This is a genomic window from Xenorhabdus miraniensis (assembly GCF_002632615.1).
The window spans coordinates 1-24,620 of the sequence record NZ_NITZ01000026.1 but is presented as its reverse complement, the minus strand read 5'-3'; the positions used below and the strand labels follow the sequence as shown (position 1 = coordinate 24,620).

At 46.8% G+C, this 24,620-nt stretch carries 11 protein-coding genes and 2 pseudogenes; 8 read left to right on the top strand and 5 right to left on the bottom strand.

What is annotated here, in order from left to right; all coding sequences use genetic code 11:
- Nucleotides 1-96 precede the first annotated feature (96 nt).
- The 4 genes from Xmir_RS18865 to Xmir_RS18850 all read left to right on the top strand — a co-directional run bounded on the left by Xmir_RS18865 (nucleotide 97) and on the right by Xmir_RS18850 (nucleotide 16,376).
- Nucleotides 97-7,668 (top strand): Tc toxin subunit A-related protein, encoded by a 7,572-nt coding sequence (locus Xmir_RS18865; RefSeq protein ID WP_099115658.1) that lies wholly within the window; start codon nucleotides 97-99, stop codon nucleotides 7,666-7,668.
- 52 nt (nucleotides 7,669-7,720) lie between these two features.
- Nucleotides 7,721-12,169, top strand: coding sequence for a SpvB/TcaC N-terminal domain-containing protein (locus Xmir_RS18860; RefSeq protein WP_099115657.1), 4,449 nt, complete (start codon nucleotides 7,721-7,723; stop codon nucleotides 12,167-12,169).
- A gap of 68 nt (nucleotides 12,170-12,237) precedes the next feature.
- Nucleotides 12,238-15,183: an RHS repeat domain-containing protein gene (locus Xmir_RS18855; protein WP_244170985.1), complete on the top strand. Its 2,946-nt coding sequence runs from the start codon at nucleotides 12,238-12,240 to the stop codon at nucleotides 15,181-15,183.
- Between the two features lie 152 nt (nucleotides 15,184-15,335).
- Nucleotides 15,336-16,376 (top strand): IS481 family transposase, encoded by a 1,041-nt coding sequence (locus Xmir_RS18850; protein WP_099115656.1) that lies wholly within the window; start codon nucleotides 15,336-15,338, stop codon nucleotides 16,374-16,376.
- 282 nt (nucleotides 16,377-16,658) lie between these two features.
- Here the strand turns inward: Xmir_RS18850 and Xmir_RS18845 are convergent, their stop codons facing one another.
- Nucleotides 16,659-17,576 (bottom strand): integrase domain-containing protein, encoded by a 918-nt coding sequence (locus Xmir_RS18845; protein WP_099115655.1) that lies wholly within the window; start codon nucleotides 17,574-17,576, stop codon nucleotides 16,659-16,661.
- Between the two features lie 308 nt (nucleotides 17,577-17,884).
- On the bottom strand, nucleotides 17,885-18,031 hold the full coding sequence (locus Xmir_RS25790; protein ID WP_167386013.1) for a hypothetical protein: 147 nt from the start codon (nucleotides 18,029-18,031) through the stop codon (nucleotides 17,885-17,887).
- A 1,521-nt stretch (nucleotides 18,032-19,552) separates the two neighbouring features.
- Here Xmir_RS25790 and Xmir_RS18840 point away from each other — a divergent pair.
- From Xmir_RS18840 to Xmir_RS18825, 4 genes are all read left to right on the top strand, one after another.
- The gene (locus Xmir_RS18840; protein ID WP_099115654.1) at nucleotides 19,553-20,164 is read left to right on the top strand and encodes a helix-turn-helix domain-containing protein; all 612 of its coding nucleotides are present in this window, start codon (nucleotides 19,553-19,555) and stop codon (nucleotides 20,162-20,164) included.
- Nucleotides 20,165-20,181: 17 nt separating this feature from the next.
- Entirely contained in the window at nucleotides 20,182-21,039 is an 858-nt protein-coding gene (locus Xmir_RS18835) for a queuosine precursor transporter (RefSeq protein ID WP_099115653.1), read from the top strand.
- A gap of 13 nt (nucleotides 21,040-21,052) precedes the next feature.
- Nucleotides 21,053-21,889, top strand: coding sequence for an NADPH-dependent 7-cyano-7-deazaguanine reductase QueF (gene queF, locus Xmir_RS18830; RefSeq protein ID WP_099115652.1), 837 nt, complete (start codon nucleotides 21,053-21,055; stop codon nucleotides 21,887-21,889).
- Nucleotides 21,890-22,007: 118 nt separating this feature from the next.
- Nucleotides 22,008-22,220 (top strand): transposase, encoded by a 213-nt coding sequence (locus Xmir_RS18825; protein WP_099115651.1) that lies wholly within the window; start codon nucleotides 22,008-22,010, stop codon nucleotides 22,218-22,220.
- Nucleotides 22,221-22,472: 252 nt separating this feature from the next.
- Here Xmir_RS18825 and Xmir_RS18820 read toward each other — a convergent pair whose 3' ends face one another.
- The 3 genes and pseudogenes from Xmir_RS18820 to Xmir_RS34580 form a co-directional block, all read right to left on the bottom strand.
- Complete coding sequence (locus Xmir_RS18820) at nucleotides 22,473-22,910, bottom strand: hypothetical protein (RefSeq protein ID WP_244170984.1); 438 nt, start codon at nucleotides 22,908-22,910, stop codon at nucleotides 22,473-22,475.
- 603 nt (nucleotides 22,911-23,513) lie between these two features.
- Nucleotides 23,514-23,909 (bottom strand): annotated as a pseudogene (locus Xmir_RS18815) (conjugal transfer protein TraG N-terminal domain-containing protein); the annotation flags it as partial.
- Nucleotides 23,910-23,930: 21 nt separating this feature from the next.
- Nucleotides 23,931-24,023, bottom strand: a pseudogene (locus tag Xmir_RS34580) (winged helix-turn-helix transcriptional regulator); the annotation flags it as partial.
- Between the last annotated feature and the right edge of the window lie 597 nt (nucleotides 24,024-24,620).

Here is a 24,620-nt window from a genome sequence, read left to right as displayed (position 1 = left end):
TGCTCCACAGATTTTTATGCCCTCATAGGAAAGTAGTTTACAAAATATTGTCTACCCAACTTTCTGGACATCTTCCATAAAATAATTAGGATTATTATGTACAGTGCGAATGTATTACTGAACAAAATCAATCAAACTCGCGACGGTCAATCAATGACCCTCGCCGATCTTCAGCCTTTCTCATTTGGCGAACTAAGAAAAATGTTCGAGAAACAGCTTAGTTGGGGGGAGGCTCGCTATCTCCATCACGAAGCCGTTGAACAAAAAAAACGTCATCGTCTGCTGGAAGCACGTATTTTCACCCGTTCTAACCCACAATTATCTGGTGCTATCCGTCTGGGTATTGAGCAAAACAGCCTTTCACGCAGTTATGATGAAATGTTTGGCTCTCGTTCTTCTTCCTTTGTAAGTCCTGGTTCTGTTGCCTCCATGTTCTCACCGGCTGGCTATCTCACAGAGTTGTATCGCGAAGCGAAGAATTTACACTTCACAAGTTCTGCTTATCATCTTAATAACCGTCGTCCAGATCTGGCTAATCTGACACTGAGTCAGCGTAATATGGATACGGAAATTTCCACCCTGACACTGTCTAATGAACTGTTGCTGGAACATATTACCCGCAAGACCGGGAGTAACTCGGATGCATTGATGAAGAGCCTGTCGACTTACCGCAAGGCCATTGACACACCTTATCATCAGCCTTATGAGACGATCCGTCAGGTTATTATGGCGCATGACAGCACCCTGTCAGCGCTATCCCGTAACCCGGAAGTCATGGGGCAAGCGGAAGGAGCCTCATTACTGGCTATTCTGGCCAAGATTTCGCCAGAACTTTATAACATCCTGACCGAGGAGATCACAGAAAAGAACGCCGATGCTTTATTTGCGAAAAATTTCAGTGAAAATATCACGCCTGAGAATTTCGCATCGCAATCATGGATAGCCCGGTATTATGGTCTTGAGCCTGCTGACGTGCAAAAATACCTCGGCATGATGCAAAGCGACACTTCTGGCAGCGGCTCTGTTTATGTGGATAATATTTCAATGGGGCTGCTGACGGATCAAGAAGGTAAGCTCAGCGCTTACAAAATAACCCGAGTTCCTGGCGGGGATGATGCGAAACACCTGAACTTTTGGGATCTGGTCTACAAAGGTGATAACAAATTCATTATCAGAGCTAATTTCAAAAAAAATGATGGCGAGCTCATTATACGTAAAAGTCGGGTGGGCACGATCCAAGGTAGTCAGGCTATAGGCAAGTTTTCTGCGCCAATCAATGCGAATACGGTTTATCAAAGTGACGTGCTGTCGTCGCTTATCCCTGATGATTTAAAAGAAGGGGCGACAATCTTTGCTTATAATCATAATGGCCCTAAAGGGCCTCGAGGAACCCCAGTCTTTATCTTCGAAAGTTACTCGCTGACTATTTTCGCTCTCAAGCTGAATAAAGCCATTCGGTTGTGCCAGGCCACCGGACTTTCACCGAATGAACTGCAAACTATCGTATACAGTGATAACGCACAGGGCATCATAACTGATTCAGTTCTGACCAAAGTTTTCTATACCCTGTTCTACAGTAGCCGTTATGCCCTGAGCTTTGATGACGCACAGGTGCTGAACGGTTCAGTTATCAGTCAGTATGCCGACGATGACAATGTCAGCCATTTTAACCGTCTCTTTAACATGCCACCGCTGAAAGGGAAAATCTTTGAAGCCGACGGCAACAAGGTCAGCATTGATCCCGGTGAAAAGCAGGCTACCTTTGCCCGTTCGGCCCTGATGCGTGGGTTGGGTGTCAACAGCGGTGAGCTGTATCAGCTAGGCAAACTGGCAGGTGTACTGGATACCCAAAATAACATCACACTTTCTGTCTCCGTGATCTCCTCACTTTATCGCTTAAAGTTACTGGCCCATGCCCATCAGCTAGCGGTCAATGAGCTGTGTATGCTGTATAGATTTTCGCCGTTCAGTGACAAAATAACGGCTTCCCTGTCTTCTGAGGAACTGGCGCGGCTGGTTATCTGGTTGTATCAGATAACACAATGGCTGACCGAGGCGGAAATCACCACTGAAGAGCTCTGGTTGTTATGTACACCCGAATTCAGCGGAAATATTTCGCCGGAAATCAATAACCTGATTAATACGCTTCGGCCGCGTATTAATGAAGACATGGCGCAGAATAGCAATCGGGAGCTTCAGGCTGAAATTCTTGCGCCGTTTATTGCCGCTACGTTGAATCTGGCGTCACCCGATATGGCGCGTTATATCCTGTTATGGACAGATAACCTGAAACCGGGCGGTTTGGGTATTGGCGGATTTATGAGGCTGGTACTCAAAGAGACGCTGAGTAAAGAGGAAACGACCCAACTGGTGCAGTTCTGCCATGTGATGGCCCAATTGTCGCTTTCCGTGCAGAAATTACGCCTCAGTGAAGCGGAGCTTTCTGTGTTGGTTATTTCCGGTTTCTCGGTGCTGGGGGCAAGAAGTCAACCCGCCGGACAACACAATATCGATACCCTATTTTCACTCTACCGATTCCACCAGTGGATTAATACATTGGGTAATCTCAGCTCTGATACGCTGGATATACTGCGTCAGCAGACGCTAACGGCAGACAGATTAGCCTCGGTGATGGCTCTGGACATCAGTATGGTGACACAGGCCATGACTTGCGCCAGGGTGAGCCGTCTTAAAAGCTGGCAGAACATCAACTCTGTGCTGCAATGGATGGATGTGGCATCAGAACTGCACACCATGCCATCAGTTATCCGAACGCTGGTGAATATCCGTTACGTGACTGTACTGAACAAGCCAGAATCAGAATTACCTTCCTGGGATGAGTGGCAAACACTGGCAGAAAATATGGAAGCCGGGCTCAGTAAACAACAGGCTCAGGCACTGACGGATCATACCGCGGAGCGCCTGAGTAGCGTGCTGTGCAATTGGTTTCTGGCGAATATCCAGCCTGAGGGTGTATTCCTGCAAAGCCGGGATGATCTGTACAGCTATTTTCTGATTGATAATCAAGTTTCCTCTGCCGTGAAAACCACCCGACTGGCGGAGGCGATCGCCGGTATTCAACTCTACATCAACCGGGCACTGAACCGGATAGAACCGAATGCCCGTGCCGATGTGTCCACCCGTCAGTTCTTTACCGACTGGGCGGTGAATAACCGTTACAGCACCTGGGGCGGGGTGTCGCGGCTGGTCTATTATCCGGAAAACTACATTGACCCGACGCAGCGTATCGGGCAGACCCGAATGATGGATGAGCTGCTGGAAAACATCAGCCAGAGTAAGCTCAGCCGGGACACGGTGGAGGAGGCGTTTAAAACCTATCTGACCCGCTTTGAAACCGTGGCGGACCTGAAAGTGGTCAGTGCTTATCACGATAATGTGAATAGCAACACCGGGCTGACCTGGTTTGTCGGGCAAACGCGGGAAAACCTGCCGGATTACTACTGGCGTAACGTGGATATCTCCCGCATGCAGGCAGGTAAACTGGCCGCCAATGCCTGGAAAGAGTGGACGAAGATTGATACGGCGGTCAGCCCATACAAAGATGCAGTGCGTCCGGTCGTATTCAGGGAGCGTTTGCACCTTATCTGGGTGGAAAAAGATGAAGTGGCGGAAAACGGCACTGATCCGGTGAAAACCTATGACCGTTTTATATTAAAGCTGGCGTTTTTACGTCATGACGGCAGTTGGAGTGCGCCCTGGTCTTACGATATTACCTCGCAGGTGATGGCGGTCACTGGCAATAAGCCTGACATTGAACGATTGGGCCTGGCAGCATCAGGTTATCAGAACGAAGACACGCTACTGGTGTTCGTATACAAAACGGGAGAGAATTACGGCGATTTTAGCAGCAACAACAAAAATGTAGCAGGGATGACTATTTACGGCGATGGCTCCCTGACACAAATGAAAAACAGCGAGCTTAACCGCTACAGCACGCTGAAAAATACTTTTGATATCACCAATACCAAAGACAACGACTTGGTGAGAAAAGCTAATTATCGTTTTGCTCAGGATTTTGAAATACCCACCTCATTGCATATGGGTTCTGCCGTTGGTGACTATGGTCTGACGGTGATGGAAAAAGGGAATATACCACAGATAGCCAGTAAATATTCCAGTGACAACCTTGTGATTACGCTAAGTAATGCGACTTTTACTGTCAGATATGATAGCGGTAACGATGTAATCAGAAACAAACAAATCAGTGCCATGAAACTTGCTGGCGTGAACGGGGCGTCACAGTATGGTAATGAATTTATCATATCACATATGCCACTTTATGAAGGCAATTATCGTGATCTTGGAGGACCAATCGTTGTTTACAATAAAACGAAAAACTATATTGCGTCAGTACAAAACGAACGCTATGGAAATTTTGAAAGAAACTTGATTCTGGCACCTAATAAGGATTATCGTAATCGGCTCTTCGAGTTTAAGTTTTCTCCAAATAATCTTACACACCAAGTTTTTGATGTTGGCAGCAACAAAACAAGTGATTTTGAAAAGTGTAGCTATGCTATTGATGGTGTAGACTATCTTCCAGGCTACCCTGGTTACCATATATGGTCTTCTTATAGGACATACAACTGGATAGATATTGATACAGAAGTTAACAATGCCGATATCAAAATTACGGTTGTAACTGGCAGTAAAACCCATACCTTTACGGCCAGTGGCTATGCAGCTTCCTTGCCAGCCAACAGTTTTGACGCCATGCAGTACACCTTTAAGCCACTGGAAATTGATGCTTCATCGTTGACCTTTATCAATAATATTGCTCCGCTGGATATCACTTTTGAGGCCAGAGCCAAAAAATGGCGAGTACTGGGTAAGATCAAGAGAACGTTATCGGTGAAACGGGTAAATTATAATCCGGAAGATATTCTGTTTCTGCGTGAAACCCATTCGGGTGCGCAGTATATGCAGCTAGGAGTTTATCGTATCCGTCTCAATACCCTGCTGGCACCGCAACTGGTGTCCAGAGCGAATACGGGCATTGATACCATTTTAACTATGGAAACCCAGAGATTACCGGAACCTCAGTTAGGTAAAGGTTTCTATGCTACTTTCATCTTACCACCTTACAATTCATCAACGCATGGCACCAGTCGGGCATTCAAGCTCAACCTTAAACACGTAGTTGATAATAATGTTCATGTTATCTACTCAGGATTGTTGCAAGATAACGAACTCAATGTCCGGCTCTTTATTCCTCTGGATGATACACCGCTGAATCAAGAATTTATTGCCAGGGTGTTCTTAACCACCCAGAAGAACCCCAATGACGTTTCGTGGGCCGGGCCACACTTTACGGATAACGGTGGTAAAATAGCTATCCATGTTAAATCGGATACCAGTATGTTTGCTGGTGTGCAACCACATAACGGCACCACCACCGAACCCTTGGATTTTAACAGCGCCTGTGCCCTCTATTACTGGGAACTGTTCTACTACACCCCCATGATGTGCTTCCAGCGTCTTTTACAGGAAAAACAATTCGACGAAGCCACCAAATGGATGAATTACGTCTACAACCCGGCCGGTTATATCGTTAACGGGGAAATCGCTCCCTGGATCTGGAATTGCCGACCACTGGAAGAAACCACCTCCTGGCATGCCAATCCGCTGGATGCGGTTGACCCGGATGCCGTTGCCCAGCATGATCCGACACATTACAAAGTCGCCACTTTTATGCGCCTGTTGGATCAACTTATTCTGCGTGGCGATATGGCCTATCGCGAACTGACCCGTGATGCGCTGAATGAAGCCAAAATGTGGTATGTGCGTGCTTTGGAGCTGCTCGGTGATGAGCCGGAAGATTATGGCAGCAGCCAGTGGGCAGCACCGTCCCTTTCCGTCGCGGCCAGCCAGACTGTACAGGCGGGCTATCAGCGGGATCTTGCAGATCTGGATAACGGGGATATTTCCACACAGCCCCGCACCGCCAACTCGCTGGTCGGGCTGTTCCTGCCGGAATATAACCCAGCGCTCACCGATTACTGGAAAACCTTGCGTCTGCGCCTGTTTAACCTGCGCAACAATCTTTCCATTGATGGGCAGCCGCTCTCGTTGGCAATTTACGCCGAACCTACCGATCCGAAAGCACTCCTCACCAACATGGTACAGGCGTCTCAGGGAGGCAGTGCACTGCCTAAAGGCACCTTATCGCTATACCGCTTCTCAGTGATGCTGGAACGGGCCCGCAATCTGGTGACGCAATTGACTCAGTTTGGAGCTTCTTTGCTCAGTATGGCAGAGCATGATGATGCCGATGAACTGACTACGCTGTTATTGCAGCAAGGCATGGAGCTGACGACACAAAGCATCCGCATTCAGCAACGGACAGTGAATGAAGTCGAGGCCGATATCGCCGTATTGAAAGAAAGTCGACGCAGTGCGCAGAACCGTCTGGAGAAGTACCAGCGACTGTATGATGAAGACATCAACCACGGAGAGCAGCGGGCTATGTCACTGTTTGATGCGGCGGCCAGCCAATCTCTGGCCGGTCAGGTGCTTTCGACTACCGGAGGAGCAGCTGATCTGGCGCCAAACGTGTTCGGTTTTGCTTGTGGGGGCAGCCGCTGGGGAGCACCGCTGCACGCTGCGGCATCTGTGTTGTCCCTTTCAGCAACAGCTTCACAATATTCTGCGGAAAAAATCAGTCGTTCTGAAACCTATCGCCGCCGCCGTCAGGAGTGGGAAATTCAGCGTGATAACGCCGACGGTGAAGTCAGGCAGATGGATGCCCAACTGGCAGCCTTGAAAATCCGTCGTGAAGCAGCACAAATGCAGGTGGAATATCAGGAAACCCAGCAAGCCCAGACCCAAGTCCAGTTGGAACTCTTGCAGCGTAAATTCACCAACAAAGCGCTCTACAGTTGGATGCGTGGCAAACTGAGCGCCATCTACTACCAGTTTTTTGACCTGACCCAATCCTTCTGCCTGATGGCGCAGGAAGCGTTGCGCCGCGAACTGAACGACAACGGCGTCACCTTTATCCGGGGCGGCGCCTGGAACGGCACCACCGCGGGCTTGATGGCTGGTGAAACCCTGCTGCTGAACCTGGCGGAGATGGAAAAAGCCTGGCTGGAGCGTGATGAACGCGCACTGGAAGTGACCCGTACAGTATCACTGGCGCAGTTCTATCAAACCTTATCATCAGACAATTTTAGCCTGACAGAAAAACTCACGCAGTTCCTCAGTCAAGGCAAAGGCAGCGCAGGCCCTACCGGAAACGAGCTGAAACTCAGCAACCGCCAGATGGAAGCCTCAGTACGGTTATCCGACCTGAATATTTTCAGTGATTATCCCGAAAGCCTTGGTAGTACCCGCCAGTTGAAGCAGGTGAGTGTTACCTTACCGGCGCTGGTTGGCCCATATGAAGATATCCGGGCCGTGCTGAACTACGGTGGCAGTGTGGTGATGCCGCGCGGCTGCAATGCCATTGCCCTCTCCCATGGGATGAACGACAGCGGGCAATTTGTACTGGATTTCAACGATGCGCGTTACCTGCCGTTTGAAGGCATTCCGGTAACAGACAGCGGCAGCCTGACGCTGAGTTTCCCGGATGCGACCGACCGACAACAGGCGCTGTTGCAGAGTCTGAACGATATCATTCTGCACATCCGTTACACCATCCGTTCTTAATCCAGATAGTTATTAAATACAGGCCTCATTGGGGGCCTGTAAGGAGTTTGACATGCTACGTTCAGATGAACTGAAGTTGGAGACACCGTCACTGCCCAAAGGTGGCGGCACACTCCGGGGAATGGGGGAAACCTTTACCGGAGGTGGTCCCGACGGAATGGCCTCACTGTCATTACCGTTGCCGATTTCCAGCGGACGCGGCACTGCCCCGGCTATGTCCCTCACCTACAGCAGCGGCAGCGGCAATGGCGCTTTTGGCATGGGGTGGCAATCTGCTCCCATGGCTATCAGCCTGCGTACCTCACATGGCGTGCCGCGTTATGAGGGCAACGACACCTTTTTATGCCCGATGGGCGAGGTAATGCAGGTTGCCCCTAACGAACAAGGTAAGCCGGATATCCGCACCACCAACCAGTTGCAGGGCGTCACATTAGATGAGAACTGGCAGGTGACCCGTTATCAGCCCCGTATCGTTCATGATTTCAGCCGGCTGGAATACTGGCAGCCGGCGCAGGGTAACATGCAAAAACCCTTTTGGGTGATGTTCAGTCCCAATGGTCAAGTCCATCTGTTTGGGAAAAATGCCCACGCCCGGGTGGCTAATCCGGCGGATGATAACCAGATTGCCCAGTGGCTACTCGAAGAGACCGTGACGCCCACCGGTGAGCATATTTATTATCAATACCGTGCCGAAGATGACGCGGGCTGCGATGGGCCTGAAAAAGGACAGCATCCTTTATCTGGTGGACAACGTTATTTAATACAGGTTAACTACGGCAATATCACGCCACAGGCGAGCCTGTTTGCTTTGGACAACACACTGCCGGCCAATAATCAATGGCTGTTCCATCTGGTGTTTGATTACGGCGAACGAGCAGGCTCGCTGTATGAAGTGCCTGCGTTTCAGGCAGGATCGGCAAGCTGGACAGTTCGCCCCGATTGTTTCTCCCGTTTTGAATACGGCTTTGAAATCCGTACCCGCCGCTTGTGCCGGCAGGTGCTGATGTTCCATCGCCTGAATGCGCTGGCAGGTAAAAATGAGACCGGTGAAGTGCCTGCCTTAGTCTCACGTCTGATGCTAAGTTACGATCCCAATCACAGCATCAGTACTTTGGTTTCTGCCCGTCAGGTGGCCCATGAAAATGATGGGACGCCTGTCACCCTACCGCCGCTGGAGCTGGATTATCAACGGCTGGATACAGCGTCGTTGCCGGCCTGGCAGCCCATGCCACAGTTGGACCAATTTAATCACTTACAGCCGTATCAGTTCGTGGACCTGTATGGCGAGGGCTTGCCGGGTATCCTTTATCAGGATGCTCCCCGCGCGTGGTGGTATCGTTCTCCCGTACGTGACCCCCGGGTGGAAGAACCCGATACCGTGGCCTATGGTGAAATAAAGCCACTGCCACAGATCCCTGCCCAGCAGAATAATGCCGCACTGATGGACCTCAACGGGGATGGCAAGCTGGATTGGGTCGTCACCTCCGCCGGGGTCAATGGCTATCACACGATGGCGCCAAACGGACAGTGGTCGCCTTTTATCCCGCTATCCGCCTTGCCCGTCGAGTATTTTCACCCTCAGTCACAGCTGGCCGACCTGACCGGCGCGGGGCTGGCTGATTTGGTGATGATTGGACCACGCAGTGTCCGTTTGTATGCTAACCAACCAATGGGCTGGAAAACAGGCAACACCGTTATTCAATCTGACGGCATTACCTTACCGATCCCCGGCGCGGATGAACGAAAACTGGTCGCCTTTGCCGATATGCTGGGTTCCGGTCAACAGCATCTGGCAGAAATTGCGGCTGACGGCGTGACATGCTGGCCTAATCTGGGGCACGGCCGTTTTGGGCACCCCATCAGGCTGACAGGATTGGCGGTTTCAGCCAACAACTTTAATCCCGATCAGGTGTATCTGGCGGATATTGACGGTTCCGGCACCACCGACATTCTCTATGCCCACAGCACTTATCTGGAACTGTTTATCAATGAAAGCGGTAATCAGTTTGCCGCACCGGTGCGTATCAATCTGCCTGAGGATGTCCTGTTTGACCGGACCTGTCAGTTACATATTGCTGATACGCAGGGATTAGGCGTATCCAGCATTATCCTGACCGTGCCGCATAGGGCGGTGAAACACTGGCGCCTTGACCTGACGCAACACAAACCCTGGCTGTTGAATACTATCAACAATAATATGGGCGCGGAAACCACGCTGTTTTACCGCAGTTCGGCGCAATTCTGGCTGGATGAGAAACAACAGACCGAAAGCGAGGGCCGTTCTGTAGCCAGTTATCTGCCCTTTCCTATCCATGTGTTGTGGCGTACTGAAGTACGGGATGAAATCACGGGTAACCGGCTGACGTCAGAGCAGGATTATGCCCATGGCGCCTGGGATGGCAGAGAGCGTGAGTTCTGGGGATTTGGCCGGGTCAGACAAAAAGATACTGATAAGCTGGCACAGGCAACCCATTCGTCAGTCACCGATCCCCTGTCGCCCGCCATCACAATCAGCTGGTTTGCCACGGGGGTTCCCGCCGTTGATGCCCTGTTGGCAAATGAATTCTGGCACGGGGACAAACAGGCTTTCCCGCCCTTTACCTGCCGTTTTACGCATTTTGACCCTGATAAAGAACAGGATGTCACACTCGTTCCCTCAACGGAGGAAGCTTACTGGCTGCACCGGGCATTAAAAGGCCAACCGTTACACAGTGAAGTCTATGGCGACGATGGCACGGTACTTGCTGGCGTGCCGTATACTGTCATGGACAGCCGGCCCCAGGTCAGGCGGATTTTGGGTTTGCCGGGCAACTCGCCGACAGTCTGGCCCAGTGTGATTGAGCAAAGAACCTGGCAATATGAACGTGTTGCCGAAGATCCCCAATGTCATCAGCAGGTGGTACTGAACAGTGACCGCTACGGTTTTCCCCGGGAGACTGTCGAGATTGCTTATCCCCGCCGCCCTAAACCCGCTGTCTCGCCTTACCCGGATACGCTGCCGGAGACATTATTTGGCAGCAGCTATGATGAGCAGCAACAGCAATTGCGGCTTACCCGGCAACGGCAAGGTTATCATCATCTGACTAACACAGAATATCAGGTGCTGGGGCTGACTGATGTTGTACGAAGCGATGCCTGGGCCTACCCGGCAGAACGGGTACCTCGTGAAGGTCTTACGGTAGAGGACTTGCTGGCCGCAAACAGTCTGATAGCTCCCGGGACGCCCCTAACCTATTTGGGGCATCAGCGTGTGGCCTATACCGGCCCCGAAGAAAACCCGACCCGACAGGCATTGGTGGCTTATACCGAAACCGCGGTTTTTGATGAGGTGGCGTTGCAGGCCTTTAATGGCACATTGACCCCTGAAGCCCTGGAAAAGAAATTAATTGAAGCGGGTTACTTGTGTGTTCCTCGACCATTCAATACCGGGGCGGGATCGGCGGTCTGGGTCGCCCGTCAGGGCTATACCGATTACGGAGGGGCGGAGGCGTTTTACCGTCCGTTGGCCCAGCGCGCTACGGTGCAGGTTGGGAAAACTGCCATTGATTGGGATACCCATTACTGTGCCGTCATTCGCATACAGGATGCTGCCGGCCTGTACACGAATGCTGCCTATGATTACCGCTTCCTGACACCGGTTCAGATAATGGATGCGAATGACAACCAACAACACATCACCCTGAATGCGCTGGGGCAAGTGTCATCCGGCCGGTTCTGGGGGACAGAGGCAGGCACTCCGCAGGGTTATACCCCGCCTGAAAAGCGCCCATTTACACCGCCATCCTCCGTGGAAGAAGCACTCGGCTTAAAACCCAATCTGCCGGTCGCTAATTGCATCGTCTATGCGCCGCTGAGTTGGATGCCATTAGCGCAAACTTATCGGGAATCTATGGCGGGCTTTACATGGCAGGCACTGCTTGACGCGGGTGTGGTGACGGAAGATAAGCGGATTTGTGCACTGGGTTTCCGGCGCTGGCAGCAACGTCAGGGTATGGTGATGGATGAGCAGGCATTGACCGATTCACGGGAGCCTGTCCATGTTCTGGCGCTGGCCACTGACCGTTATGACACCGATCCTGAGCAACAACTGCGTAAAAGTGTCACCTACAGCGATGGCTTTGGCCGTTTATTGCAAAATGCAATATACCATGCGCCAGGGGAAGCCTGGCAACGCGCCACAGATGGCAGTCTGATTACAGACGCGAAAGGAAACCCCATCACTGCTTATACAACAACCCGCTGGGCGGTCTCGGGCCGGACCGAGTATGACGGTAAAGGACAACCTGTCCGAACCTACCAGCCCTTTTTCCTGAATGCCTGGCAGTACCTCTGCGATGACAGCGCACGGCAGGATTTGTATGCCGATACATACCGTTATGATCCCCTCGGCCGGGAATACCAGGTAAGAACAGCCAAAGGCTATTTACGTCAAAACCAGCTGACACCCTGGTTTGTAGTGAATGAAGATGAAAACGACACCGGCTCTCAGCTCACACAATAACGTCAAATAATCACACCTTCCCCCCAGAGACGGGGGGAAGGTTAACTACCCTATAAAGGTAATGGCTTATGACTTTAAACAGAGGCAATAACCTGCATCAAAACACGCCGGAAGTGGCTGTCCTGGATAACCGGGGGCTGACTGTTCGCGAGCTCCATTATCACCGCCACCCGGATACCCCCACCAAAACCGATGAACGGATCACCCGCCATCGGTTTACGCTCGCAGGTCAGCTAGCACACAGTATTGATCCGCGTCTGTTTGACTTACAACAAACGGATAATACGGTCAATCCTAACCTGATTTATGATACTGTACTGACCGGTGAAGTTGTGCGCACAAGAAGTGTCGATGCGGGTAATATACTGACATTGAATGATATTACCGGCCGGCCTGTGCTGTCCATCAATGCAACCGAAGTCACCCGTACGTGGCAATATGAAAATGAAACCTTACCCGGACGCCCGCTCAGTATCACCGAACAGCCTGCTGGCGAAGCGGCCCGTATCACCGAGCGTTTTATCTGGGCCGGGAACACTCAGGCAGAGAAAAACAACAACCTAACCGGACAATGTGTGCGTCACTATGACACCGCCGGACTGAACCAGACGGACAGTATTGCGCTTAACGGCGTACCTCTGTCCGTCACGCGCCAGCTGCTGCCGGACGGGACGGACGCAGACTGGCAGGGCGACAATGAATCCGCCTGGAACGCCCGGCTGGCGCCGGAAAGCTTCACCACCCTGAACACGGCGGATGCCACAGGGGTATTACTGACCCGCACGGATGCGATGGGTAACGTGCAGCGGCTGGCATATGACGTGGCAGGTTTGCTGACCGGCAGCTGGCTGGCGCTGAAGAACGGGACAGAGCAGGTCATCATGAAATCCCTGACGTATTCCGCCGCGGGTCAGAAGCTACGCGAAGAGCACGGCAACGGCGTAGTGACCACCTACACCTACGAACCGGAGACTCAGCGCCTTGTTGGCATAAAAACCGAACGCCCACAGGGACATGCTCAGGGGACGAAGGTGTTGCAGGACCTGCGCTATGAGTACGACCCGGTGGGGAACGTTCTGCGTATTACCAACGATGCCGAGACAACCCGTTTCTGGCGCAACCAGAAAGTGGTGCCGGAGAACACATACATCTATGATAGCCTGTATCAGCTGGTCAGTACCACCGGGCGAGAAATGGCCAATATTGGTCAACAAAGCGCTTTATTACCCATCCCTTCCCTCATTGATAACAGTACCTACAGCAATTATTCCCGCACTTATAATTATGACCGTGGGAGCAACCTGATGCAGATACGTCACAGCGCACCAACCAGTAATAACAGTTATACCATCAAGATGACGGTCTCGAACCACAGCAACCGAGCAGTGCTGAATACGCTAACGGAAGAGCCAGCTAAGGTAGATGCGCTGTTCACCACCGGCGGGCAGCAGAGCCAGCTGCAACCGGGACAGAACCTCGTCTGGACGCCGAATGGTGAGCTGCTAAAGGTGACGCCAGTAGTGCGTGATGGACAGTCCTCCGATCAGGAAGCCTATCGTTATGGTGCGGACAGTCAACGTATCATCAAAACTAACGTTCAGCAGACGGCTAACAGCTCGCAGACGCAGCGCACGTTGTACCTGCCTGGACTGGAGCTGCGCACCTCGATAAATGGTACGATGGTAAAAGAGATACAGCACGTTATCACAGTAGACGAGGCGAGCTGTGCGCAGGTGCGGGTAATACATTGGGAGAGCGGGAAACCAGAAGGCATCAGTAACAATCAGGTTCGCTATAGCTACGACAATCTGGTGAGAAGCTGTGGGTTGGAGGTGGACGATGACGGGCAAGTAATCAGTCTGGAAGAGTACTATCCGTACGGAGGCACAGCGGTGTGGGCAGCACGCAATCGGACGGAGGCAGATTACAAAGTCATGCGTTACTCGGGTAAAGAACGGGATGCAACGGGACTGTACTACTACGGATACCGCTATTACCAGCCGTGGGCAGGGCGATGGCTGAGTGCGGATCCGGCGGGGACAGTGGACGGCATAAACCTGTTCAGGATGGTGAGGAATAACCCTGTTAATTACTACGACGAGCAAGGCGACATTTCTTTACCTATCGATGTGTTTAACTCAATGACTATTAGTACTGAAGGGGCACATGGCAATAGAAAAAATGAGGTACTCCGTTTGTATGGGAAGAAAGGTGTGCCTATGGTGACTCAGTCGAGAGCCGGTAATTCCAATAAGAAACCGCCGGACCCGAAGCCAATATTGAGTTCTGAGCATACAATTCTCCATACAATCTCAGCCCAAGGGCTAGGTCGAGGGGATAACATTCACGCGACGAATTCTTTAAAAACAGCAATTAAAAAACTTGAAAAATTAGGGCATGCCTATCAAGAATATGATGAGGCTCATCGTAAACACATCGGCAGTAACAACGGTGTACTTTATCGAAACACTGAAGTAGGCGTTAATCCAATGACGGAAGCAGAATATCTTGCCAAAGAAACAATTACTAACAATTTTGCGACATACATCGATACACAGCGCTCATTATTACATAGCAACGATGTATCATCTGCAATTCAAATAAATCAAATGGCATATTTTTCTGATTCACCTGAACTGGCTGATTTAGTAAGAAACAATAGCGAATCACAAAAAACGCATGATTCATTTTATCACTCCGTCAGTGTGAAGGATTCCTATTACTATTTAAAAAATGATTCTGAAGTAGTGAGCGTTGATGTGACAAGCACCAATAAGATAGAAATGATACTGTCTAGACTTATGGGGGTGCTTGGAAGAATTCCATCGAATAAAGAGCTTAAGAATGTGTTGGAACAACATAAAGTGACCGTCCCTGGTGGGATGTTTTCATTATTAAATGATCCTAACTTTGCAAATAGAAGTATATTTAAACCTACAGAAACTGTCTATATAAGTAAAAATGCAAAAAACAAGGCCAGAAAACAAGCCAGGAAAAATGCAGCGAAGAGTTAACTATCATTAAATAACTCCCTGTCCGATAGGACAGGGTTGTATTCACTTGTATTAGTTCAGACTAGATCTGACACTTCGGTTTGAAAAGAAGAGAGTTACCGACTTTGATTAAAGGTGATGAATCCATAATCAAAGACTAAGAGGTAACTCTCATGCTTTATACTAGCAATCCAATCATCAAACACAAGGCGGGTCTGCTTAATCTCGCTGAAGAACTCAGTAATGTCTCAAGAGCCTGTAAAGTGATGGGTGTATCCAGAGATACGTTTTATCGTTATCAGGAACTCGTTGAAAAAGGCGGGATTGATGCGTTAATCAACCAAAGCAGAAAAACCCCTAATTTGAAGAACCGTGTGGATGCGGAGACTGAACACGCCGTTATCAACTCGGCCATCGAATTCCCGGCCTATGGGCAAGCCAGAACAAGTAATGAACTCAGAAAAGCAGGCATCTTTGTGTCTGCCAGTGGTGTCCGTTCTATCTGGCTCAGACATCATCTTGAGAACTTCAAAAAGCGTCTGGCAGCCCTTGAAAAGAAAGTGGCTGACGAAGGCATTATCCTGACTGACGAGCAGGTTGCCGCCCTTGAACGTCAGCAGCATGATGACGAAGCTTGTGGCGAAATTGAAACCGCTCATCCTGGCTATTTAGGGTCGCAAGATACCTTTTATGTCGGTAATCTTAAAGGCGTGGGACGCTTGTACCAACAAACTTTCGTCGATACTTACAGTAAAGTGGCTTTCGCGAAACTCTATACGAGTAAAACGCCCATTACGGCGGCGGATTTACTGAATGACCGTGTGCTGCCGTTCTTTAGCGCTCATAGATTGCCGATGTTACGTATTCTGACAGACAGAGGCACCGAATATTGCGGGCGTGTTGAGCACCATGATTACCCACTGTATCTGGCGGTCAATGATATCGACCATACCAAGACAAAGGCGATGTCACCGCAAACCAATGGCATCTGTGAACGGTTTCACAAAACCATCCTGAATGAATTTTACCCAGTGACGTTCAGAAAGAAATGGTATGGCTCATTGGATGAGTTACAAAAAGATCTGGACAAATGGATGGACAATTACAACAATCACCGCACTCATCAAGGAAAAATGTGTTGCGGCCGGACACCAATAGAAACCCTTCAGGATGGGAAATCTATTTGGGCAGAAAAAAATCTGACCCAAATATAATCTGACAGTCGCCGATAACAAAGTGGGTAACTGTCAGATCAAGTCGCGACTAGTACAATTCACTTATTAATACTACAGCTGTATTTGTTTTTCTCAATTGGAAATCTGTCCGTAGAACAGCTTGAAATGATACAATTTCTCAGTTTATTGATTATCAGATAACACATTAATTTTGGGATGATTACGGCTGTAGTATTAGGCACCGTTGCAAATAAGAATTGTAAGCTAAATCCCCAGATTTTTCTGTGTGTGAGCTTTCTGAGTTTTCTATCCAATATAGCCTCACTCATCATCACTATTCCGGTAATAAACCTGCCGGATATAACGTCCCCGACCATCACCATGCCCCAAGTCCATCGAAACCAGCGCTAACACTTCCTTATCATTAAAACCCTGCGTTTGATAATGCTGTCCGGATTGCTGAGCAAAATGATACCGCATGCTGTGTGGCGCTTTATTGCCGTGCAGTCCTGCATGTCTGACAATATAGCGGTAACGGTCGATGGCCTGCGTGATCGTGGGTTTATCAATCAATTTGCCACTGCACCCGGCTTGCTCACGTTCCGCATAGGCAATTGCGTGTTGCAGAGCTTCCCGATCCAATATAACCGTCTGCCGTGGACGTCCGCCTTTAGTACCGAACACCACCCGCACGGAGGTATGCCCGTTTTCCAGCGCTTTCTTCCAGGTCGTTAACGATTTGTAGGCTTCGACCGCTTCTTTGGTACGCAGTCCCAGCACATACGCCAGTTGCATCACAGCCGCGACACGCCGGTCTTTTTGTTCCACCTGCTGAAAAATGTCCCGGAACGCAGCCGGGGTCAGCGCCATTTTCGTTCCCTTGCGGCTTATATCAGCGATACCCAATGCCCGGTTACTCAGGCGGGCATTATCGGGATCAGCCAGCTTGTACTTTCCCGCCTGCGCTAAGATGGCTCGCAGAACCGACATTTCATTTTGCAGTGTCCGGTGACTGAGATTGTTGGCTTTGCGTTCAGCGATGTAGCGCTCAATATATTTCACCTTCAGGCTATCCATTTGCCGGAGTTTGATGCCATTGTCTTTCAAATAATCAAGGAACTGCCGGGCAATTCGCTCCCGATCCGCCACCGTAACAAAACTTCCGCCCGCCTGTCGGGCATGAGTGATAAAGACTTTTCTGAACTGCTCAACCTTTGAACGTGTCGATCCCTGCGCCATTCTCGCCTCTTCTGCTGCTTTGCGTTTGTTTTATTCATTTTTAGTCGTTTTTAAAACAATTCCCTGCGTGTCGGTTCAGGTTCACCGTTCCGTGGTGCGTCAGACAATGTGTAGCAGGGCGGGATTGTGTTGAGTTATTGCAGGAGCTCGCGACGTGCTCAGCACAGCGATGACATGCTCCCCGTTCAGAGCCTGATCAGTTCAGGATGAACGCCTCATTATCTTGACGTGATTCATTTCTCCTTAATTTTTACTGCATCAGCCTGCAATCAGGCAGTGGGTTGAAAATCCGATAGGACGATCGTTTATCAATCAAACAAAATGGCGGTTAATGGTCTGTTTTGAGTGGTTTCACTGAGTAATGCAGGGTTCAAATTGGTCGTAAAGCCAGACTGGACGTGCTCTGGTCGTTGGCCGCCCTGCGGCGTCACTTGGTAATCGCTGCGCTTCAACACAAGTGACGCTGCGCAATTTTCGTGACGTTTATCGTGATGGATTGAAATGTAAGTGAATGTTGCACCGGTTAAAGCGGTATTGATTAGCGTGAAACAGAGTGTGCTCTGCCTCTATTGTGTGGGTAAGCCGGTTGTGAATAACACCGGGAAACTTTCATCATCAAAGCGTTGAATGATGTGTCTGATGATATCTGCTTCCAAAAGTGCGCAGATGTACCGCATTACATGCACTCCCTTTCAGGCTACGGGAGTTTTAGTCCGCCGCTCAACGCTGATCCTTACAGGCGATGGACCATTGGTAACAGTTAAATACCTTATCGGTTGGGTTGAACGAGGTCAAATTTTTATTCGATGATAAGGTGAGAAAGGACGTACTATTATTTTCTTGATGAAAATAATTTTTCCTTTGTTCATACCCTTAATTGGCTTGTCAGATATCCAGAACCATTGCTCCACTACAAATCCAATAGACAGTTAGGGATTTCCTTAAAGAAGTATTTTACTCAATCACAAGAAAAGTAATCATAATAATCGTGACAATAATCTCAAAATTAAACTGATGTGATAGTCATATTGCGTTATTTAAATTATTAATAGATTATCTTTATGGGTGTTACTCACACTTGAAATTAGACACTCAAAAGGTAACCGCTCCGTACCACATATTTATCTAAATCCACATTGAGATATTCAAATCACCACAGATGCCAACTTAACAAATGTTAAGTTGGTATTTCCCAACATCCGGTACTGAAAAATTACTCTCTGCTATTGTATAACTGCTTATTTCACTTATATACTTTCCTGACAAAACTATCCTACCAGAAATGAAGTTTCCCTAGTGTACATAAGATAATTCATTTACTTCATCGGTGAAAAATAAGTAGATTACTCTAAATTTAAAGCATGTTTATGATCTGCTCTTCTCATATCTTCAATAACTCAAATTTAATGCGATAAAATATAAAACCCATAGAAATGGTAACCCTACATAAACTCCTTTATTGAAATAATAACCTGATGTAACTTCAAAGCGCGAGCATACTTTGATTAATATTCGCACTTAAAATGTCAATATTGTTCTTTAACTCTTCGGTTGACTATAGGAGTTTAAAGGATTGTGTTTTTGGTTAAATTTAACCCGATACAAACACCATTAACGTTGTTTTTTTTTAAATAATAACCTTTAAAAATCAGTTAAAATAGTGTGCTCGTTCCCTGGTGTGGCTTCGCTAATAATTTTATATTGTAATTATTTTATTTGTATAATAATTAATATATTCGGTCAGTTAGATACTACTGCGAGTAATTAAGCACGCATCATTCAATAAGATCAACATAAAAATAATCAAAAAGTGCATGAAATTGTACATTCTTTGCATACTGTCATGTTTTTTATGTAAAAAAAAACTTACCACTGACTGTTCTTATAAAGCTACGTATCGAAAAATATTATGGAAAGTAACAAGTTAATCATGTAATGTCTGAAGAAAAAACCTAACAACATTATTATTTTCCGAAATGAAAACATCAGGAATAAAAAGAAAATCTAATATTATTAGTAACATTGAGTACATGATGAGAAAAAATGGTGAGAATAAGTCCTCACTGGCTATGCGCTCAGGTGTTACAAGAACAACACTCTATAAAATTCTTGATGGTCAAATAAATAAAGTTCAACATTCAACTATCACAAGGATTGCCGATTTTTTCGGTGTCAAGTGCGATGTCATAGAACATTGCAACATTGAAGAGCTTGATCGCATAGACAATACCCTCTCCGCTGAGGGTAACAGAAACCCATCTGCTATTCCGCTTGTTCCCCAGTCAGACGTGTTAGCCAGTATGGAAGATCGTATTGGCCAGCTTGTCATGAAATACCCGGTCATCTGGGCCTTCGAAGAAGGCGCAAATCTGATTGGGCTGACGGTAGAAACTGAAATTGATAAAATTTTTTTCCCCGGTGATACATTAATCATTAAGCGCTATGCCGCACCTGTAAAAAATCAGCCATCGCTAATATATGCACCCGAAAAAGGATTTTATCTCCATGATATGTCTGGTTGCGCAAAAAAAGTGCCAACCATAAATGAGCAATTGATTGGAATCATCATTGAAGAACGCATTTCGTAAGCAAAGGAGCATTAGCTGTGTCAGGTAATCAAAAATATAAACTGCTGGGTTTCAGTCGCTCTTCCGACGCGATAAGGGCGAATATCATGATCCTGTCTACGGGGAAAAGCATCAGTATACCGTTAAAGGAATTGGAAAGTAGCCAGGTCTCAGAAGATCTCAACAGAAATGAACTCAGGGAGGTCTATCGCCGGATTTATGGCAGTGAGGATACGGTAACTGCCTATGACCTCACGGATCGGCACGAACGTTCCTGGTTCGCCTATCTGGTGATTGCGCTTTCTCTGGCCATTATCTGTATTTTTTGCACAGTGACAGGGATAAAACCAGTGAGCATTCCCTATATTAATATGGTGATACCCGCCGCAGTCTTTTTTTACCCACTCACATTCATCCTTGTTGACATGCTCAATGAGTTTTACGGCCTTCGCCTGGCCAGAAAGGCGATTCTTTTTTCGTTTATTACCAATATCCTGTTTGTTCTCGGCCTGATGTTCACCGCAGTGCTGCCGGGCCTTAAAGAGTGGGGGTTAGCAGAAGCCTATACTGAGATTGTCCATAGCATTACTGCTGTCCTTGTCGCGTCTTCAGTGGCTTATATTGTCTCTGAGAATGTCAATTCATGGCTGTTATGTAAAATCAAAGAACTGACCAATTCCCGTTATCTTTTTATTCGCATCATAACCAGCACAACAATAGCGGCCGCACTGGACAGTATTATTTTTTGTACACTGGCATTTTATAACACGCTTGATGCCGACACGATTAAAACAATTATTTTTTCCCAGTTTATTATCAAAATGACCTATGCCATTGTCGGTGTTGGACCTATCTATGCTACCCGGGCACTATTCAGAAAATATATAACCTCATAGAAGAGAAGTCATCATGGATATTAAAAAATCAATAACACATCTTGGAACAAAAACCGATTACATACAAAGTTATTCTCCAGAATTACTTGAAACACTTCCGCGATCACTCGCGCGTGATATTATCAATATCAGTTCTGATTCATTGCCATTTCAGGGTTTTGATCTTTGGACCGCGTGGGAACTTTCCTGGCTGAATAGTAAAGGGAAACCGGTAGTCGCAATCGGTGAGTTTACTATTCCGGCAACCAGCCCGGGATTAATTGAATCTAAATCATTCAAGCTGTATCTCAACAGTTTTAACCAGACTCAGTTTGAAACGACTGATGATGTGATCCAGGCCATGAAAAAAGATCTGTCTCAGACAGCCGGCCAGCCTGTGGAAGTGAAGCTCTACCCTCACCTTGAGGGATATGGCCATGAAATCAGCCCACTCTCAGGCCAGTCACTGGATGACCTGGATATCGAAATAGACGGGTATGACTTTGATGCGATGATACTGGCAGATTCCGTTTCAGCAGAAGCGGGTATTGTCTCTGAAACATTGAATTCAAATCTCTTAAAATCAAACTGTCTGGTCACAAACCAACCTGACTGGGGCAGCGTTGTTATTCGCTATGAGGGTGCAAAAATTAATCATGAAAAACTGCTGCGCTATCTTATTTCCTTCAGAACACATAACGAGTTTCATGAACAATGTGTAGAGCGAATTTACAATGATATCATGCATTATTGCCGACCAGAGAAATTAACCGTATTTGCCCGTTATACAAGACGGGGAGGGCTGGATATTAACCCTTTCAGAAGTAATTATGAAAGTGCCCCCCTCACGGGACGGCTTATCCGTCAGTAAGAGAATATCGGACTGGGTGAGTTGCTACCCACTCCCCCAGTTCATAAAACGATATTTTTACCTAAAATATGAAGACCAGCAGAGCCTTGTATATAAATTTGTGTACTGAAATGGTGAGATGTGGGAATCCTCTCAGCAAGCACTTGTGCGTGCCTACTCGCCTGCTGAGTGGGGTAAGAGAATGCTATCAAAGCATTTTATTATCGAAATGATTAACGGAAAATTAAAGACGATTTCTCAAATAAAACATTCACGCCACCAGAGTATAAAAGGATTTTTGTCGACGGTTTCAGGCGGACTGATAGTGTACTTATATGAGGCGGTTATCTGATAGTACGATCCATCCCATTCCTCACTTTTCCTGATTTCATTTTTCAATCCCAAATCACCACACTGTGACATTGCCTGATGATTTTGTTCTCTCAACACACAGGGCACTGATATTTAGTTTTCCCCATAACCAGATGTTTCTCACTCCGTTCTATCTGATAATTAGTCTGGACTGGACTACTCTCACGTATACCATAAGGCGTACTCCGAGAATTCAATTTCTAAGTGCGGCACTATTTTCTTATTCTTTAATTTATAAAGAATTTTTACATTTAATTCCGGTTAGTTCTGACAAATCAACATCGTTTCCTGTCGTGTGAAAAATTGCTTTACGCCTTTGACTAAACAGATGCTGGCAATGCACACACATATCATTAACATTATTCGGATTTTTAATGGCTTTTAATGTCCTGACCGCATATTTACCACACCGACACCTGACGACATAAATCGCATTACTTTTTCCGTCACTCCGTTGAGACAAAGGGCGGACACCTAACACGGTAAAAAAGCCATATTCATAGCCTTGAACCTGTATCAGGATGTTGATTAAATTAGGCTCCCTTTTACTTAAACGTAAATCATACGTCGTTTTGTACGGAATAAAATAGTCAGCGTGTTTTTTATTTTTCCTGTTATTACCCTTATTATTGGTATCGTTCATCACTTCTTTTAATCCATTTTGTAGCACATTAAATAGGTTCTAATTTAACTATTTTCATTATTAATTCAATAACGAAAAAACTAACCTTAACATTTAAGTTAAATCAGTCAAATCGCCTTTTCTCATTGTGATACATTAAACATGATGAAAACACATATTCCGCAAAATATGGACATGACCTACTATTTTATAGGTTTATGTAAATAAGACATCTCATCAGATGAAAAATTTGACTAACTGTTTTTACGAACTATTTATTGCCATAGTAATAAGTAGCGAAGCCTCAACGGTTGCGACCCTTGAGGCTTCTATAACAATTAAATATCGTCTATTACCCTAAAAAGGATATCGATATAAACATGTCAAGTATAGCGTTTTATATATAAGACATATTGACTGAAATGGCATTAAATAATTTACTTTTTTGTGATACAGGTCATAAATGCTGTGTTAGTTATGTGAATATAAAACCTGAATTCAGCAGAGCATGAATTAAAACATTAACGCGACAATATGACTTATTTTAATTATCGAAACAATTATCAATAGGTTAAAAAAAGGAAAATATCACATTCAAACTAAACTTAGAGGATAACGTTCTGTCCCTTAAGTTTTAAGCACTTCATTTGACTATTTCCCTTTGGACAACACCCGCTGCATCACCATCTGCCCAAACATCCCCGCAGACTGCCTGACCTGCCCCACACCCTGGCTCATCATACCGGCCATATCCCCCATCCGCACACCCGCCCACGCTAATGCACCCAGCCAGACCATCGGCAGCACAATAAACAGCGTACCCATCACCAGCCCCATGATTAAATCATCTGAGGTGTTCTGAATACCGGCCAGATTAAACAGACTGTGGGTGTCTGAACCGTACAGGGCTTCCAGTAAATGACTGTCCAACCAACGGGCGGTTTCCCACCAGAACGTCAGAAAATTCAAGGCGAAAATGACAAAAGTCAGCGTGAATACAGTTTTAAATTCATACCCCGCAAACAACAAAATCAGGGGTATCAGGATATTATGGCCTGCAACGCTTGAACGACTGATTCCAATAATATCAGCGATTTCTTGTTGGGCGAGAAAAGGATTTTTTCTAAGAAGTTGTAATATTCTAAACTCCAGATTATCCATTTTTCTCATATCACGCCCTTTATTGTTTTTAAACATAGTTATTTTTATTCCATTGATTAATGACAGTAAAGCGTATTCTTATACATTATGCTGGTAGTGAGAAAGCGATCGTAAACTTAATGATATATTATTTATCATTAAAAATGTGATCTTATTCTTAAATTTTATCCTGAAAAATAACACATTAGCAGGATTTTAAAATAATTAGCGTAATAACCATATTTTATTCTGATTTTTCCCATGAAAAAACAAATCATTATATTATAATCTTATCACTTTTAGCATTTGTCTTTTCTTCTTTTTTAATTTATTCTCTTACATGAAACAGAGATTTTTAATTACATTTAAATGTGATGATTAACACATTTTCACTAATATGAAATATAACTTCACTATTTTATTGCGGTGTAATATTTTTTATATTGAATCAGTTTCTTTATTATACTGTTAAATTTATTTGACTCTGTCGTCACCATGGATGCTTTTAATTGTTAATATATGCCATTACTTACCACACGCAAATGCCGTCATCGCCCAGGCATTTCGCACCCACAGGTCAGCCCCTGCCCAAAATGCCCATTTTGCCTGATGTTCTGC